This is a genomic window from Streptomyces sp. NPDC029216, assembly GCF_040648015.1.
Classification (GTDB): Bacteria; Actinomycetota; Actinomycetes; order Streptomycetales; family Streptomycetaceae; genus Streptomyces.
The window spans coordinates 15126-30700 of sequence record NZ_JBEZWL010000056.1 but is presented as its reverse complement, the minus strand read 5'-3'; the positions used below and the strand labels follow the sequence as shown (position 1 = coordinate 30700).

Sequence of the window (15575 nt, the reverse complement as noted above, 5' to 3'; positions counted from 1 at the left end):
CACGTGCATGACGTGCATGCTTCTCCGACTCCCCCACGGTACCCGCGGCGGGGGTGCGCGCGGTTACCTCTTGACATCACGCAGTGACGGGCGGCTGTTGGCCGCCCGCTGACAACGGCAGGGAGCGACCGACCCATGACCAGCCGCACCACCGAAAGCCGCCCCCGCGGGGTCCTCGGAATCGACACATCAGACGGCCCCGAGCCCAGCCGGGAACTCCTCGAACGCGCGCGGAAGGGCTGGAAGCGCTTCGTCGCCACCCTCGGCGAGGAGTCGCCGTCCGATGAGTGCTGAGCGGTACGAGTACGTGCCCCACCAGCTCCTGCGCCGTCGCGTGCGCGACATCGCGTCGGGGGTGGAGGGGGAGCTGATGGCCGTGATCAACGAGAACGTCTCGGACTCGGCGCATTGGGAGCACTGGGTGGAACTGGCTTACATCCGGGACGCGTCCGGCCGCGAGTTCACCACCGCAGCCGCCAACGTGATGGCCGTCTGAGGGGTGAGACCGGGTCCGCCGACGAACGGGGCCCGAGCCGCGGTTCCTGCGCCACATGCCAACCGGCAGGGCATCCCAGCCCAGGACGGCCGTCGGACGCTGAGGAAAGAGGAGCGCGTAGCGATCTGGGGCGCTTGGGGGTTCCGCAGGACGATCTGATCGGCCTTTCGGGCGGGTGGACGCGCCCCCGACCCGGAATCAGGACGATGAGGCCGCCGGATGCCCGGCCTGCCGGGGCCCGACCGCCCGGCTCATCGCTGAGGGAGCCGGATGGTCAAGGATCGACCGGACCGTTCCTCTGGGGGCTTCCCGACAGTCCTTGTCTTTCCGGGGCGGGACGGCCTGTCAAGGGTCGCCGCAGGCGATCGCGAAGCGACGCGACGAAGGAGCGCCCTTGACAGGGCGGCCCGAACCGGAAAGACAGTGGGACTGACGGGAAGCCCCCAGCCCCTCTCTGAGACCGGGCGGCTGGGGCCCCGCCGTCTCGGGTCCCGGCCTGCTGTCGGTGTCCGCCCTGGCCTGGCCCCGCCGCTTCTCCGACCCCGCCCCGCTCGGGGAGGCGGGTGGGCAGCCACCGCCCGCCCCCGACGCCTCGCGGGGGCGATCGCGGGCCCGCGCCCTGGCCCCCGTACCCCCTACGGCAAGTGGTCCAGCCGTCTGAGGATGACGCCCTCCCGCAGGGCCCAGGGGCAGATTTCCAGGGTGTCCACGCCGAAGAGGTCCATCGCCGCCTCCGCCACCAGGGCGCCCGCCAGGAGCTGGGAGGCGCGGCCCTCCGAGACGCCCGGGAGGGTGGAGCGTTCCGCCGTGGTCATCGTCGTCAGGCGGGGGACCCACTCCTCCAGGGACTTCCGCGTCAGGTCGCGCTGGACGTACAGGCCGTCGGCCTCGCGAGCCGCGCCGGCGATGCGGGCCAGCTGCTTGAAGGTCTTCGACGTGGCCACCACGTGGTCCGGCGGCCCGAAGCGGCTGAACTCTCCGACCGTGCGGGCGATCTGCGCCCGTACGTGCCGCCGCAGCGCCTTCACGTCCGCCGGGTCCGGCGGGTCGCCCGGGAGCCAGGCCGAGGTGAGGCGGCCCGCGCCCAGGGGGAGGGAGGCGGCGGCGTCCGGGTCCTCGTCGATGCCGTACGCGATCTCCAGCGAGCCGCCGCCGATGTCGAGGACCAGCAGCTTGCCCGCCGACCAGCCGAACCAGCGGCGGACCGCCAGGAAGGTCAGCCGGGCCTCGTCCTCGCCGCTGAGCACCGGCAGCTCGATACCGGTCTCGGCCTTGACCCGGGCCAGGACCTCGTCGGCGTTGGGGGCCTCGCGCACCGCGCTGGTCGCGAAGGGCAGGACGTCCTCGCAGCCCTTGTCCTCGGCGGCCTGCACGGCGTCGCCGATGACCGAGACCAGGCGCTCGACGCCCTCCGGGCTGACCGCGCCGCGCTCGTCGAGCAGCTCCGCGAGCCGCAGCTGCACCTTGTGGGAGTGCGCGGGCAGCGGGCGCGCGCCGGGGTGCGCGTCCACCACCAGCAGATGGATCGTGTTCGAACCCACATCCAGGACACCGAGTCTCATACGGGAAACGCTACTGGGCCGAACGCGGGGCGATGGAGGAAGGGGCGCTTAGGCTGGTGTTTGTGCCAAATACGAAGAAGGCCAGCAAGAACCAGTCGAAGAAGAGCAAGGGCAAAGTGGCGGACGAGAAGGGACTCGACTTCCCCCGGGCCTGGGTGGAGTTCCCCGATCCCGCCGACGAGGAGCAGGTCTTCCGCTGCGATCTGACCTGGCTGACGTCGCGCTGGACGTGCATTTTCGGCCGCGGCTGCCAGGGCATCCAGGCGGGCCGGGCCGATGACGGCTGCTGCACGCTCGGCGCGCACTTCTCCGACGAGGACGACGAGAAGCGGGTCGCCGAGCACGTGGCGCGGCTGACTCCGGAGCTGTGGCAGTTCCACGACGTCGGCAGCGAGAGCGGCTGGACGCAGCTCGACGACGACGGGGAGAAGCAGACCCGCCGCTGGGACGGCGCGTGCATCTTCCTGAACCGGCCCGGTTTCCCCGCCGGGGCGGGCTGCTCGCTGCACATCCTGGCGCTGAAGAGCGGGCAGGAGCCGTTGGAGACGAAGCCGGACGTGTGCTGGCAGCTGCCGATCCGGCGTACGTACGACTGGATCGACCGGCCGGACGACACGCGGGTGCTGCAGGTGTCGATCGGTGAGTACGACCGGCGCGGGTGGGGGCCGGGCGGGCACGACCTGCACTGGTGGTGCACGTCGGCGACGTCCGCGCACGGGGCCGGGGAGCCGGTGTACGTGTCGTACCGGGCGGAGCTGACGGAGCTGATGGGTGCGGAGGCGTACGCGGAGCTGGTGAAGCTGTGCGAGGCGCGGCTGGCGTCGCTGCTGCCGATGGCCCCGCACCCGGCCGACCCGGCGTAGCCCCCGGCGGTACGGCGCAGCCCCCGCCCCCCCGGCGCTAGGGCGTGGGCGGTGCCGGGGCCGGGGAAACCGTTCCTCCTGGGTCCGACGAGGGTGCCGGGGTCGCGGGCTCCGTCGGGCTCGGGGTCGGGGTCGGGGTCGGCGTGGGAGTCGGCGTCGGGGTGGGGGTCGGCGTGGGCGTCGGGGTCGGCGTGGGCGTCGGGGTCGGCGTGGGCGTCGGGGTGGGGTCCGGGGCCGGCGTGGTCGGGTCGGTGGTGGGTGCGGGGCGGCCGCGGCCCGAGAGGGAGACGACCGCTCCGGCCGGGTCCACGCCGACGCGGGCGGTCCAGGCGCCGACGGGCTGGGCCGCGGTGTCGACGGTGATCCGCAGGGTGACCGATTCTCCGGGGGCCAGCGTGCCCGCCGTCTGGCTCGCGCGCAGCCAGGGCGCGTCCGACCAGAGCCGCCAGTCGACGCGGCTCCCGCCGGACGCGCCGAGGGTGAGCAGGGTGGTGCCGCCGCGGGTGGCGGCGGAGACGGTGAGGCGGCCGGGGGCGCCGGGGCCGGCGGCGTCCGGGGTGGCGGGCGCGCCGCTGCTGATGACCTCGACGGAGACGTCGGGGGCGGCGCTGCCGGAGGCGAAGCCGGGCTCGCCGGTGGTGCGGGCGGTGTTGCCGGTGTTCTCGTACGCGGTGAGCGGGCGGCCGCCGGCCAGCGGCGGCGGGATCTTCGACTCGCTGGCGGAGATGCGGGTGCCGTCGCCGCCGACGGGTTCGCCGATGGTGGGGGCGCCCCGGTACGCGGCCCACAGCGCGAGTACGGGCGCGGCGACGACGGTGGCCACGACGGTGGTGGTCACGGCCCGCGCCCGGAGCCGGTCACGGCGGGCGGCGCGGTCCTTGGGGTCCATGGGGAAGCCGGTGCGGTGGAAGCGCGGGCCGGGGCGGCCGCCGCGGCGCCGGCCGGAGCGCAGCATGGCCGCGCGGACGGCGCCCCGGGGGGCGGGGACGAGGGGGAGCGCGGCGTGCAGGCCGCCGGAGCCGGGCCAGGGCCCGGCGACGCCGACGCGTTCGGCGACGCGGCGACAGCGCGGGCAGTCGTCGACGTGGCGGACGAGCTCGGCGCGCAGGGTGCTGGACAGCAGGACGTCGCGGTCGCCGTCCTCGCCGGTGAGGCGGGAGACGGCCGGGCAGTTGCCGGTCTCCACGACGGCGAGGGCGGCGCGGGTGCGCTCCACCTCGCAGGCGGCGGCGGACAGCAGCTCGCGGGCGGTGGCGGCGGCGGTGCCGAGGACGGCGGCGAGTTCGGTGATGCCGAGGCGGTGGCGGACGGCGAGTTCGAGGGCCTCGCGCTGCTCGGGTGTGGTACCGGCGGCCTCGGGCCAGGCGAGCCGGGCGAGCTCGGTGCGGCGGTAGGCGCTCACGTCGAGGGAGCTGTGCGGGCGGTGCGCCTGGGGCGCACGTTCGGGGTGGATGTGCTCCGGCGTGCGCCGGGCGGAATGCGCCCCCTGCCGGGCGCACCGCTGTTCGGCGAGCCGGCGCAGGCAGCCCCAGCGGGCGAGGGCGTACAGCCAGGCCCGGCGGTCGCCCTCGTCGGGACATCGGCCGGGGTGCCGGTCGGCGACGGCGAGGACGTCGCCGAGCACGTCGGTGGCGGCGTCGTGGTCGCACAGGACGGAGAGGCAGTAGGTGAACAGACCGTCGAGGTAGGGCTCGTACCGGAAGGGCGGCGGCTCCGGGTCCTCCCGGTCCGCGGGGCACTCCGGTGCCCTCGTCCCGGCCGGGCCTGGCGTCGCCACAGGCGCCACATCCACCCCGGCCGCCCCCTCCGGCTCAGCCGCCCCTGCTCGGGGCGTGCGCCTGTGCGCCCGGTGTGCGCCGGTGTGTGATGCGGGGTCTCCCTGGTCGCTGCTGTCCACCTGGCGAAGGTAGGCGGCACGCCGGTGACGCTCCGGAAGCCTTCACCAGTTTTAGCCCTTACGGGTGAACAGATTCACGCCATGCTGACCGCGCCCCTGACGCCCGGCCGGCACCGCGTTGTCAGCGGGGCCGGTTACCGTGGGCGGCATGGCTGCCCGTACCGCTCGCTCATCCGCCAAGGACCGTCCGTCCTTCCGCTGCACGGAGTGCGGCTGGACGACCGTCAAGTGGCTCGGCCGCTGCCCGGAGTGCCAGGCGTGGGGCACCGTCGAAGAGATGGGCGCGCCCGCCGTGCGGACCACCGCGGCCGGCCGCGTCACCACCGCCGCGCTGCCGATCGCCCAGGTCGACGGCAGGACGGCGACCGCCCGCAGCACCGGCGTCGACGAGCTGGACCGCGTCCTGGGCGGCGGCCTCGTCCCCGGCGCGGTGGTGCTCCTCGCGGGCGAGCCCGGCGTCGGCAAGTCGACGCTGCTGCTCGACGTCGCCGCGAAGGCCGCCAGCAGCGACCACCGCACCCTGTACGTCACCGGCGAGGAGTCGGCGAGCCAGGTGCGGCTGCGGGCCGACCGGATCAAGGCCCTCGACGACCACCTCTACCTCGCCGCCGAGACCGACCTGTCCGCAGTACTGGGCCACCTCGACGCCGTGCAGCCCTCGCTGCTGGTCCTGGACTCCGTCCAGACCATCGCCTCCCCCGAGATCGACGGCGCACCCGGCGGCATGGCCCAGGTCCGGGAGGTGGCCGGGGCGCTGATCCGCGCCTCGAAGGAGCGGGGCATGGCCACCCTCCTCGTCGGCCACGTCACCAAGGACGGCGCCATCGCCGGCCCCCGTCTGCTGGAGCACCTGGTGGACGTGGTGCTCAGCTTCGAGGGCGACCGGCACGCCCGGCTGCGCCTGGTGCGCGGCGTGAAGAACCGGTACGGGGCGACCGACGAGGTCGGCTGCTTCGAGCTGCACGACGAGGGGATCACCGGGCTCGCCGACCCCAGCGGGCTGTTCCTGACCCGGCGCGCCGAGGCGGTGCCCGGTACCTGCCTGACCGTGACGCTGGAGGGCAAGCGCCCGCTGGTCGCGGAGGTGCAGGCGCTGACCGTGGACTCGCAGATCCCCTCCCCGCGCCGCACCACCTCCGGCCTGGAGACCTCGCGCGTCTCGATGATGCTGGCGGTGCTGGAGCAGCGCGGCCGGATCACCGCGCTGGGCAAGCGGGACATCTACAGCGCGACCGTGGGCGGGGTGAAGCTGACGGAGCCGGCCGCCGACCTGGCGATCGCGCTGGCGCTGGCCTCCGCCGCGAGTGACGTACCGCTGCCGAAGAACCTCGTCGCCATCGGTGAGGTCGGGCTGGCCGGCGAGGTGCGGCGGGTGACCGGCGTGCAGCGGCGCCTCGCCGAGGCGCACCGGCTCGGGTTCACGCACGCGCTGGTGCCGGCGGACCCGGGGAAGGTCCCGGCGGGGATGAAGGTGACCGAGGTCGCGGACATGGGCGACGCGCTGCGGGTCCTGCCGCGCGGCCGGTCCCGTACGCCGGCCAAGGAGCGGGCGGCGGACCGGGCCGGGGCGGAATAAGGGCGTCCGCCCGGCGGGCGGGGGCGCAGGTCAGCGGGGCCGTACGGGCTGCCGCCGCGGCGGGGCGGGCCAAGCCCCGGCGGGCGCGCAGGCGGCGCCGGTAGACTTTGTGCTGGTCCGCCCGGCCCTAGGCAGGCGGCGCAACCCGCGACCGGAGGAGTGCAGTGGCAGCCAAGGACGGGGCAGCAGCATCCGGCAAGTCGGGCGCGAGCTCCAAGCACGAGGCGTTGATGCGCGCCTCTCTGAGTGCCGTCGCACCAGGTCAGCCGCTGCGTGACGGTCTGGAGCGGATCGTCCGCGGCAACACCGGCGGGCTGATCGTCCTCGGCATGGACAAGACGGTCGATGCCATGTGCACCGGCGGCTTCGTCCTGGACGTGGAGTTCACCGCGACGCGGCTGCGGGAGCTGTGCAAGCTCGACGGCGCGCTCATCCTCGACAAGGACCTGACGAAGATCCTGCGGGCCGGCGTGCAGCTGGTGCCGGACGCGTCGATCCCGACGGAGGAGACGGGCACCCGGCACCGCACGGCGGACCGGGTGTCGAAGCAGTGCGGGTTCCCGGTGGTGTCGGTGTCGCAGTCGATGCGGCTGATCGCCCTGTACGTGGACGGTGAACGGCGCGTCCTGGAGGAGTCCGGGGCGATCCTGTCGCGGGCGAACCAGGCCCTGGCCACCCTGGAGCGGTACAAGCTGCGGCTGGACGAGGTCGCGGGGACGCTGTCGGCGCTGGAGATCGAGGACCTGGTCACGGTGCGCGACGTGACCGCGGTCGCCCAGCGGCTGGAAATGGTCCGCCGGATCGCGACCGAGATCGCCGAGTACGTGGTCGAACTGGGCACGGACGGGCGACTGCTGTCGCTCCAGCTGGACGAGCTGACGGTGGGCATCGAGCAGGAGCGGGAGCTGGTGATCCGGGACTACGTTCCGGAACCGACGGCGAAGCGTTCCCGCACGGTGGAGGAGGCGCTGCCGGCGCTGGACGCGCTGACGCATCCGGAACTGCTGGAGCTGGCGATCGTCGCGAAGGCGCTGGGGTACACGGGGTCGCCGGAGACCCTGGACTCGGCGGTGTCGCCCCGCGGGTACCGGCTGCTGGCGAAGGTGCCGAGGCTGCCGGGGGCGATCATCGAGCGGCTCGTGGAGCACTTCGGCGGGCTGCAGAAGCTGCTCGCTGCGAGCGTCGACGACCTCCAGACGGTCGACGGTGTCGGCGAGGCCCGTGCGCGCAGCGTCCGCGAGGGCCTGTCCCGCCTCGCGGAGTCCTCGATCCTGGAGCGCTACGTCTGACCGGCCGGGGACAGCCCCGCCGTCAGTCCTGCTTCAGGACGAAGGAGGTCCGGGCCACCGGGAGGCCCGGGGACTTGGCTTCGACCACGTACGTGTCCGGGGCCGGGGTGCCCGCCGGAGGCGACTGGCACTGGTCCGCCGCGCTCAGCTTCCGGTCCCACTCCACCGACTGCTTCGCCTCGCCCTGCGCCGGCAGGCGGAAGTACGCGTTGCCCGGGCCCGACGGGCAGTCGGCCGAGGACCAGACCTGCTTGGCGCCGGTCGTCTGATAGATCGTCACGACCGCCTGCTTCGGGCCGAGCCCGACCTTGCAGGTGCTGCCGGAAACGTTGCGGACGATCAGTTCGAGGCGCGGCTTCTCGTTCGTCTCGTACTCGTTCTTCACGCTCTTGACCTCCCACTGCATCGCGCTCGCCGCACAGGTGGGGAGGGGCGAGTCCGCCGGGAGGGCCTGGGCGGCGCCCGCGCCGCCGGAGGAGGAGCCCGGGTTGGAGCCGGCGCCCTGGTCGGGGTTCTTCGACGTGCCGCCGTCCGAGCCGGAGGCGGAGCCCGCGCCGGAGCCCGACTCCGCGCGTCCGCCCGGCGCCTGACTGATCGCCGGGCCGGAACCGGAGGGGCCGGGGGTGATCGTGCGGACCGGGCCGGAGCCGTCGCCGCCGCCCTTGCCGTTCGTACTCGTGCCGCCCCCGCCGGAACTGACGAACCATACGGCGAGCAGCGCGACGAGCGCGGCGACGGACGCCAGAACAGCCCTTCGCCGCCAGTAAATGGAGGAGGGAAGCGGCCCGACCGGATTGCGCAGAGATCCCACGTACCGAACCTTACGAGAACTCGTGCCGCGATCAGTGCCCCACATGCCGCGCATACGACGGGTTTTGGCGATGATCATCTCGGGGGACGGGTCCGGAGCGGCAAGATCAGGCCAGGGTCCGGCGTGGGCCCCGACCAGGGGTTGAGTACGGTCAGTGACCATGGACACCTCCGACCTCTACCGCGACATCACCGACTTCGCCCACGACACGCCCCACTGGGTGCAGTCGGCCTTCGAGGTCTGGACGGAATACGGGCTGCTGGTCTTCGGCCTGCTCTACATAGCCGTCTGGTGGCGGGCGCGCGGGCGGCGTGATCCGCGGGCCGTGGCGCGCGCCGTGCTGGCGCCGCTGGTCACCGCGCTCGTGTACGTCGCCTCCGAGCTGGTGAAGTCGACCATCAACGAGGAGCGGCCCTGCCGGGCGGTCGCGGGCGCGGCCGCCTCGCTGCTCCCGTGTCCGCCGTACGGGGACTGGTCCTTCCCCAGCAACCACTCCGCCATCGCGGGCGCAGCCGCCGTGGCGCTGGCGCTGGCCGTGCCGCGCCTCGCGGTGCTGACCCTGCCGATGGCGGTCCTCATGGCCTTCTCCCGGGTGTTCGTCGGCGCGCACTACCCGCACGACGTGGGGATGGGCCTGCTGCTCGGCGCCTCGCTGGGCGCGCTCGCCGTCGCGCTGCTGACCGGCCCGATGAGCCGGGTGATCGCCGCCGTCCAGGGGAGCGGGATCCGCGCGGCCGTCTGGTTCACCGGTCCGGGCCCCGCACGCCAGGGGTAGAACGTGCCAGGATGCCCCTGACATGACTGCATCCGCCGCATCCCCCGCATCTCCCGCGACCGCGAACGCGACCGCGTCAGCGACCGCGACCGCATTGCACGAGCCCGTCATCGCGTGGTTCGACGAGCACGCCCGTGACCTGCCCTGGCGCCGCCCCGAGGCCGGCCCCTGGGGGGTCATGGTCAGCGAGTTCATGCTCCAGCAGACCCCCGTCAGCCGGGTCCTGCCGGTGTACGAGCAGTGGCTCGCCCGCTGGCCCCGGCCCGCCGACCTGGCCGCCGAGGCGCCGGGCGAGGCCGTACGGGCCTGGGGACGGCTCGGCTACCCCCGCCGGGCCCTGCGCCTGCACGGCGCGGCCGCGGCGATAACGGAGCGGCACGGCGGCGACGTGCCGCGCGACCACGCGCAGTTGCTCGCGCTGCCCGGGATCGGGGAGTACACGGCCGCCGCGGTGGCCTCCTTCGCGTACGGGCAGCGGCACGCGGTGCTGGACACCAACGTGCGCCGGGTCTTCGCCCGTGCCTCGACCGGCGTCGAGTACCCGCCGAACGCCACCACCGCCGCCGAGCGGCGCCTGGCCCGGGCGCTGCTGCCGCAGGACGAGGCCACGGCGGCCCGCTGGGCGGCGGCCTCGATGGAGCTGGGCGCGCTGGTCTGCACGGCCAAGAGCCCCGACTGCGTGCGCTGCCCCGTCGCGGGGCTGTGCGCCTGGCGGCTGGCCGGGAAGCCCGCGCACGACGGGCCGCCGCGGCGCGGGCAGACGTACGCCGGGACCGACCGGCAGGTACGCGGCCGGCTGCTGGCCGTGCTCCGCGAGGCGAGCGGGCCGGTGGCGCAGGCGCAGCTGGACGCGGTGTGGGACGAGCCGGTGCAGCGGGCCCGGGCGCTGGACGGGCTGGTGTCGGACGGGCTCGTGGAGCCGCTCGCGCGGGGGATGTACCGGCTGCCGCAGGGGTGATCGCGGGGGCGGTCCCGAAAAGGGCCTGAAGTTGACTGCACCATTCCGTTTAGGGCTGGGAAACCCCAGCTCACGGGCACTGTTACACAACCTACGGGTGTCCGTGCGCCCACCGCAGGCTGACCCGCACAGTGCCGTGACAACCCCTCCGTACCGTCGGATCCGTAAGGCAGCGGTGACGCAGCGGGTGACGGGGACGGCAGCGGAGGCGGTCTAGATGGCGCACGGAGATGTACTCGAATTCGAGGAGTACGTACGCACGCGGCAGGACGCCCTGCTGCGCAGCGCCCGCCGCCTGGTCCCGGACCCCACGGACGCCCAGGACCTCCTCCAGACCGCCCTCGTGCGCACGTACGGCCGCTGGGACGGCATCGCCGACAAGTCCCTGGCCGACGCCTACCTGCGCCGCGTCATGATCAACACGCGGACCGAGTGGTGGCGTGCCCGCAAGCTCGACGAGGTCCCCACCGAGCAGCTCCCGGACGCCTCGATCGAGGACGGATCCGACCAGCGCGCCGACCGCGCCCTGCTCATGGACATCCTCAAGGTGCTCGCGCCCAAGCAGCGCAGCGTCGTGGTGCTGCGACACTGGGAGCAGATGAGCACCGAGGAGACGGCCGCGGCGCTCGGAATGTCGGCGGGAACCGTGAAGAGCACACTGCACCGCGCACTGGCCCGGCTCCGCCAGGAGCTGGAGAGCCGGGACCTGGACATGCGTGCGCTCGAACGCGGTGACCACACCACGCGTGACGAGGGGCGGGAGCGGTGCGCGGCCTGAACGGCCAAAGCCTGAGCGGCAGAAGCTCGCTGGTACTGACGTCGGCGGGGACGGTCGTCCTCGTCGGCACAGTGCTGTTCGCGGCCGGCTGCTCCACCGGCGGCACGGGCCTGCGCGACGGCGGCCCCGCGCGTACGGAGTCGGTGTCCCGCAACAACCAGCCGACGGCCGCCGCGCCCTCCGGTCCGGTCGCCCCGGGCCACTCCCCCGCGGCCGGGACGGGCAACCCGCTGAAGAAGGTCGACCCGGTGGCCCTGCTGAAGGCGGACCCCAAGGTCAGCGCCGAGATCAAACGGGACCTCAAGCCCTGCACGGGCAAGGAGTACCCGGTCGACGTGAGCTACGGGAAGATCACCGGGAGCGCCGTCGTCGACATCGTCGTCAACGTCCTGTCCTGCGCCGACGCCCTGGGCCGCGGCTCGTACGTGTACCGGTCGGACGGCGGGAAGTACGAGAATGTCTTCGCCGACGAGCAGCCGCCCGTCTACGCCGAGATCGACCGGGGCGACCTGGTGGTCAGCAAACCGGTCTACGGCAAGAGCGACGCCGCCGCCTACCCCTCCGGCGAGGACGTGATCACGTACCACTGGAACGGGGAGAAGTTCGCCGAGCAGGACCGGGTCCACTCGGAGTACAGCAACGTCGGCGACGGCGCGGGCCAGCCGGCTCCGGCCGTCTCCCCCAAGAACTGACCGCACAAGCAGACCGAACGACCGGAGTGATGCTGGGCATGGCCGAGACCCACGTGCTGTTCGTGGAGGACGACGACGTCATCCGCGAGGCCACGACCCTGGCGCTGGAACGCGACGGGTTCATGGTCACCGCCATGCCCGACGGCCTGTCCGGACTGGAGTCCTTCCGGGCGAACCGGCCGGACATCGCACTGCTGGACGTGATGGTCCCCGGCATGGACGGGGTGAGCCTGTGCCGGCGCATCCGCGACGAGTCCACCGTCCCCGTCATCATGCTCTCCGCGCGCGCCGACTCCATCGACGTCGTGCTGGGCCTGGAGGCGGGCGCGGACGACTACGTCACCAAGCCCTTCGACGGCTCCGTCCTCGTCGCCCGGATCCGCGCGGTCCTGCGCCGCTTCGGACACGCGGGCGGCGCGCAGAACGGCGCGGGCGGCCCCGCCGACGGCGACGGCTCCGACGAGCGCGGGGTGCTGTCCTTCGGCGACCTGGAGGTCGACACCGAGGGCATGGAGGTCCGCCGGGCCGGCGCCCCCGTCGCCCTGACCCCCACCGAGATGCGGCTGCTGCTGGAGTTCTCCTCCGCGCCCGGCACCGTCCTGTCCCGCGACCGGCTCCTGGAGCGGGTGTGGGACTACGACTGGGGCGGCGACACCCGCGTCGTGGACGTCCACGTACAGCGACTGCGCACCAAGATCGGGCAGGACCGGATCGAGACGGTCCGCGGCTTCGGATACAAGCTCAAGGCATGAGAACCACAGCATGAGGCGCTTCACCCTGCGCACGGGGATCCGCTGGAAGATCACGCTCGCCATCGCCGCCGTCGGCGCGCTCACCGCGCTCGCCCTGAGCCTGGTCGTGCACAGCGCCGCCCGCGTGTCGATGCTGGAGAGCGCCCGCGACTCCGAGCTGGAGCGGGTCCAGTACATCGCCCGCACCCCCGACGCCGGCCGCAAGCCCATCTGGGGCGCCAAGATCAACGACCCCGAGCTGCCCACCGAGCTGCGCGAGAAGGCCCGCTCGGGGCGGCGCGGCACCTACATCCAGGAGACCCCCAAGCGGGCCCCCGAGGTGTGGGCGGCCGTTCCGCTCGGCAACGGGCAGGTGCTGTCCATGCACCACCAGTTCCGCGAGAGCGCGAACATGGTGCGGGACCTGGACCGGGCCCTGGTCGTCGGCTCCCTCGCCGTCGTGATCGGCGGCTCGGCGCTCGGCGTGCTCATCGGCGGGCAGATCTCCCGCCGGCTGCGCAAGGCGGCGGCCGCCGCCCAGCGGGTGGCGCACGGGGACCCCGAGGTCCGCGTGCGCGACGCCGTGGGCGGTGTCGTACGCGACGAGACGGACGACCTCGCGCGGGCGGTCGACGCCATGGCCGACGCCCTCCAGCAGCGGCTGGAGGCCGAGCGGCGGGTGACCGCCGACATCGCGCACGAGCTGCGGACCCCGGTGACGGGCCTGCTCACGGCCGCGGAACTGCTGCCCCCGGGCCGGCCGACGGAACTGGTGCGCGACCGCGCGCAGGCGATGCGGGCCCTGGTCGAGGACGTCCTGGAGGTGGCCCGGCTGGACAGCGCGTCCGAGCGGGCCGAGCTCCAGGACGTGGCGCTCGGCGAGTTCGTGTCCCGGCGGGTGTCGGCGCTGATGCCGGAGGCCTCCGTACGGGTCGTCGCGGACGAGATCGTCAGCACCGACCCGCGCCGGCTGGAGCGGATCCTCGGCAACCTCCTCGCCAACGCCGCGCGCTACGGGCAGGCGCCGATCCAGGTCGACATCGAGGGCCGGGTCGTGCGCGTGCGCGACCACGGGCCGGGCTTCCCCGAGGCACTGCTGCGGGAGGGCCCGAGCCGCTTCCGGACCGGCTCCACGGACCGGGCGGGCGTCGGCCACGGGCTCGGGCTGACCATCGCCGAGGGCCAGGCCCGCGTCCTGGGCGCCCGCCTCACCTTCCGCAACGTCGCCCCCCCGGGCGGCGCGGAGACCGAGGGTGCGGCCGCGGGCGCGGTGGCGGTCCTCTGGCTCCCGGAACACGCCCCGACGGCGACGGGCAGCTTCCCGATCATCCAGCTCCCCGGCTGACCCTTGTTCCTCACGGGGCCGGGGGTCGCCGGGGGCGGTCCGGGGGCTTCCCGGATCCCGGTGATGTTCTAGCATCCGTGCCATGACTGACGGTATGGATCGCCCGAACAGCCCCCAGCCCGGACCCGCCTCCGGTGGATACGGCTATCCACAGCCCGGGCAGTCCAACCCCTACCAGCCGGAGCAGGTTCAGGGGCAGGGCTTCGGGCCGCCGCCCGTGGCGGACGAAACGTTCCCGCCTCCGATACCCGAGACCTTCAGCGCCGCTCCCACCCCGGACTGGCAGGCCATGGCCGACGCCACCGAGGCGCAGCGCAAGAAGCGCCGGCTGCTGACCATCGGCGGCGGGGCGCTCGCGGTGGTCCTGGTGGCGGCGGGGACGGCGTTCTTCCTCATGAGCGGCGGCGACGAGCCGACGGACAAGCCGACCGCCTCCTCCTCGGGCTCCCCCAGCGCGTCGGGTTCGGCGAAGTCCCCGGAGAAGACCCCCGAAGACGACTCCCCCACCGTCCCCGGCGAGCCGAACCTGCTGCGCGACCGCAACGGCAGGATGGGCATCGCCCTGGGCCCGGGCGCCTCGCTGGGCGAGGTGTCCCAGCGGACCGAGGTCCGGTTCAAGGGCACGGCGGACTCGTACGCGCAGGGCGCCGAGGCGGCCGTGGACGTCACGAAGAGCTTCTCCGTCTCCACCCGCGTCTACAACACCACCGAGGGCGGCTCGCACATGGCGGTCAGCCAGGGCGACGGGGACTCGTACGCCTTCGAGCTGGGCTTCGAGGTCGTCGGCGGCAAGAAGGCCTGGGTGTTCCGGGTGCAGACCGGGGACAAGGGCCAGGCAGCGACGGCCCAGCAGGTCGTCGTGGACAACGTGGACACCACGAAGAAGTGGGCGCTGCTGACGGGGACCTACGACGCGGAGAAGAAGACCATCGCGCTGTGGGTGGACGACAAGCAGGCCGGTCAGGCGCAGGTCTCCGGCATCTGGGCGGGCCCCGGGCCGCTCCAGCTGGGCCGGGCCCGCCACCACGGGATCTGGAGCGCCCCGTGGGAAGGGGCGCTCGACCACGTCCGGATCTTCGACCAGAACCTGAACCAGGAGCAGATCACGGGCCTGAAGAACAACAAGCTCGGCAAGGCCAAGCCGACCCACTCCTGGCTGATCTGACGCGTCAGACCGTCACACCGGCGTTGCGCAGGAAGGCCACCGGGTTGATCGCCGAGCCGTAGTTCGGCGTCGTGCGGATCTCGAAGTGCAGGTGCGGCCCGCTGGAGTTGCCGGTGTTGCCGGACAGCGCGATCTGCTGGTCGACGGTGACCTTCTGGCCGATCCTGACCTGGATCTTCGACAGGTGCGCGTACTGGGAGTACGTGTTGTTCGCGTGCTTGATCACGATGGCGTTGCCGTAGGCCGGGCCGTCACCGCCGCCGTTGGGGCCGGCCTTGACGACGGTGCCGGCCGAGGCGGCGTGCACCGGGGTGCCGACGGGGACGGCGAAGTCCTGGCCGGAGTGCTTGTGGGCCCACATGCTGCCGCCCTTGCCGAAGGTCGCCGACAGCGTGTAGCTCTCGACGGGCTTGTCCCACAGGCCGGGCTTCGCGGCGGCGGACTGGGCGGCCTGGGCCTGCGCCTGCGCCTGGACGGCGGCGACCTCGGCGGTGGCGGACAGCGTGCTGGGGGCCTCGTCGGCGAAGGCGGCGGTCGTCCCGGCCCCGAGGGCCAGCGCGGCACCGAGGGCGGTGGCGGCGAGGGCGGTACGGGTACGACGGGTGCGGGCGCGCTTCGCGGACATGCGGGACCTCCG

The 15575-nt window shown here is 73.7% G+C and carries 16 protein-coding genes; 12 read left to right on the top strand and 4 right to left on the bottom strand.

Annotated features, from left to right (window positions below):
* Nucleotides 1–135: 135 nt before the first annotated feature.
* Together AB0F18_RS20920 and AB0F18_RS20915 are read left to right on the top strand one after the other, a co-directional pair.
* Nucleotides 136–294 (top strand): hypothetical protein, encoded by a 159-nt coding sequence (locus AB0F18_RS20920; protein ID WP_362062804.1) that lies wholly within the window; start codon nucleotides 136–138, stop codon nucleotides 292–294.
* Nucleotides 284–496 carry a hypothetical protein gene (locus AB0F18_RS20915; RefSeq protein WP_362062802.1) on the top strand — a complete coding sequence of 71 codons (213 nt, stop codon included), beginning with the start codon at nucleotides 284–286 and terminating at the stop codon, nucleotides 494–496. The genes AB0F18_RS20920 and AB0F18_RS20915 overlap by 11 nt, the downstream gene beginning before the upstream one ends.
* 635 nt (nucleotides 497–1131) lie before the next feature.
* On the opposite strand, the gene AB0F18_RS20910 is transcribed toward AB0F18_RS20915, so the two are convergent.
* Entirely contained in the window at nucleotides 1132–2058 is a 927-nt protein-coding gene (locus AB0F18_RS20910; protein WP_362062800.1) for a Ppx/GppA phosphatase family protein, read from the bottom strand.
* 62 nt (nucleotides 2059–2120) lie between these two features.
* Between AB0F18_RS20910 and AB0F18_RS20905 the strand changes: the two genes are divergently transcribed.
* Complete coding sequence (locus AB0F18_RS20905; RefSeq protein WP_362062798.1) at nucleotides 2121–2921, top strand: hypothetical protein; 801 nt, start codon at nucleotides 2121–2123, stop codon at nucleotides 2919–2921.
* 37 nt (nucleotides 2922–2958) lie between these two features.
* Here the strand turns inward: AB0F18_RS20905 and AB0F18_RS20900 are convergent, their stop codons facing one another.
* Nucleotides 2959–4596, bottom strand: coding sequence for a hypothetical protein (locus AB0F18_RS20900; RefSeq protein ID WP_362062830.1), 1638 nt, complete (start codon nucleotides 4594–4596; stop codon nucleotides 2959–2961).
* A gap of 370 nt (nucleotides 4597–4966) precedes the next feature.
* On the opposite strand from AB0F18_RS20900, the gene radA reads away from it, so the two are divergent.
* Both radA and disA read left to right on the top strand, forming a co-directional pair.
* Complete coding sequence (gene radA, locus AB0F18_RS20895; RefSeq protein ID WP_362062796.1) at nucleotides 4967–6394, top strand: DNA repair protein RadA; 1428 nt, start codon at nucleotides 4967–4969, stop codon at nucleotides 6392–6394.
* 164 nt (nucleotides 6395–6558) lie between these two features.
* Nucleotides 6559–7683, top strand: coding sequence for a DNA integrity scanning diadenylate cyclase DisA (gene disA, locus AB0F18_RS20890; RefSeq protein WP_362062794.1), 1125 nt, complete (start codon nucleotides 6559–6561; stop codon nucleotides 7681–7683).
* A gap of 22 nt (nucleotides 7684–7705) precedes the next feature.
* Here disA and AB0F18_RS20885 read toward each other — a convergent pair whose 3' ends face one another.
* The gene (locus AB0F18_RS20885) at nucleotides 7706–8494 is read right to left on the bottom strand and encodes a hypothetical protein (protein WP_362062792.1); all 789 of its coding nucleotides are present in this window, start codon (nucleotides 8492–8494) and stop codon (nucleotides 7706–7708) included.
* A gap of 160 nt (nucleotides 8495–8654) precedes the next feature.
* Here AB0F18_RS20885 and AB0F18_RS20880 point away from each other — a divergent pair, with 160 nt between their 5' ends.
* The 7 genes from AB0F18_RS20880 to AB0F18_RS20850 all read left to right on the top strand — a co-directional run bounded on the left by AB0F18_RS20880 (nucleotide 8655) and on the right by AB0F18_RS20850 (nucleotide 14938).
* Entirely contained in the window at nucleotides 8655–9269 is a 615-nt protein-coding gene (locus tag AB0F18_RS20880) for a phosphatase PAP2 family protein (protein WP_362062790.1), read from the top strand.
* Nucleotides 9270–9291: 22 nt separating this feature from the next.
* Entirely contained in the window at nucleotides 9292–10227 is a 936-nt protein-coding gene (locus AB0F18_RS20875; RefSeq protein WP_362062788.1) for an A/G-specific adenine glycosylase, read from the top strand.
* 217 nt (nucleotides 10228–10444) lie between these two features.
* Nucleotides 10445–11005, top strand: coding sequence for a SigE family RNA polymerase sigma factor (locus AB0F18_RS20870; protein ID WP_362062786.1), 561 nt, complete (start codon nucleotides 10445–10447; stop codon nucleotides 11003–11005).
* The gene (locus tag AB0F18_RS20865) at nucleotides 10993–11697 is read left to right on the top strand and encodes a hypothetical protein (RefSeq protein WP_362062784.1); all 705 of its coding nucleotides are present in this window, start codon (nucleotides 10993–10995) and stop codon (nucleotides 11695–11697) included. The genes AB0F18_RS20870 and AB0F18_RS20865 overlap by 13 nt, the downstream gene beginning before the upstream one ends.
* A 38-nt stretch (nucleotides 11698–11735) precedes the next feature.
* Complete coding sequence (cseB, locus tag AB0F18_RS20860) at nucleotides 11736–12449, top strand: two-component system response regulator CseB (RefSeq protein ID WP_362062782.1); 714 nt, start codon at nucleotides 11736–11738, stop codon at nucleotides 12447–12449.
* A 10-nt stretch (nucleotides 12450–12459) separates the two neighbouring features.
* Entirely contained in the window at nucleotides 12460–13773 is a 1314-nt protein-coding gene (cseC, locus tag AB0F18_RS20855; RefSeq protein ID WP_362062780.1) for a two-component system sensor histidine kinase CseC, read from the top strand.
* An 82-nt stretch (nucleotides 13774–13855) separates the two neighbouring features.
* Nucleotides 13856–14938 carry a LamG-like jellyroll fold domain-containing protein gene (locus AB0F18_RS20850; RefSeq protein WP_362062778.1) on the top strand — a complete coding sequence of 361 codons (1083 nt, stop codon included), beginning with the start codon at nucleotides 13856–13858 and terminating at the stop codon, nucleotides 14936–14938.
* 4 nt (nucleotides 14939–14942) lie between these two features.
* On the opposite strand, the gene AB0F18_RS20845 is transcribed toward AB0F18_RS20850, so the two are convergent.
* Nucleotides 14943–15563, bottom strand: coding sequence for a M23 family metallopeptidase (locus AB0F18_RS20845; protein WP_362062776.1), 621 nt, complete (start codon nucleotides 15561–15563; stop codon nucleotides 14943–14945).
* Between the last annotated feature and the right edge of the window lie 12 nt (nucleotides 15564–15575).

Bases quoted from the DNA above. Each gene is read 5' to 3' on its own strand.
- AB0F18_RS20915 (WP_362062802.1), top strand. From the start codon at position 284: ATGAGTGCTGAGCGGTACGAGTACGTGCCCCACCAGCTCCTGCGCCGT.
- AB0F18_RS20845 (WP_362062776.1), bottom strand. From the start codon at position 15,563: ATGTCCGCGAAGCGCGCCCGCACCCGTCGTACCCGTACCGCCCTCGCC.
- AB0F18_RS20850 (WP_362062778.1), top strand. From the start codon at position 13,856: ATGACTGACGGTATGGATCGCCCGAACAGCCCCCAGCCCGGACCCGCC.
- cseB (WP_362062782.1), top strand. From the start codon at position 11,736: ATGGCCGAGACCCACGTGCTGTTCGTGGAGGACGACGACGTCATCCGC.
- AB0F18_RS20910 (WP_362062800.1), bottom strand. From the start codon at position 2,058: ATGAGACTCGGTGTCCTGGATGTGGGTTCGAACACGATCCATCTGCTG.
- radA (WP_362062796.1), top strand. From the start codon at position 4,967: ATGGCTGCCCGTACCGCTCGCTCATCCGCCAAGGACCGTCCGTCCTTC.
- AB0F18_RS20875 (WP_362062788.1), top strand. From the start codon at position 9,292: ATGACTGCATCCGCCGCATCCCCCGCATCTCCCGCGACCGCGAACGCG.
- AB0F18_RS20870 (WP_362062786.1), top strand. From the start codon at position 10,445: ATGGCGCACGGAGATGTACTCGAATTCGAGGAGTACGTACGCACGCGG.
- AB0F18_RS20880 (WP_362062790.1), top strand. From the start codon at position 8,655: ATGGACACCTCCGACCTCTACCGCGACATCACCGACTTCGCCCACGAC.
- cseC (WP_362062780.1), top strand. From the start codon at position 12,460: ATGAGGCGCTTCACCCTGCGCACGGGGATCCGCTGGAAGATCACGCTC.
- AB0F18_RS20920 (WP_362062804.1), top strand. From the start codon at position 136: ATGACCAGCCGCACCACCGAAAGCCGCCCCCGCGGGGTCCTCGGAATC.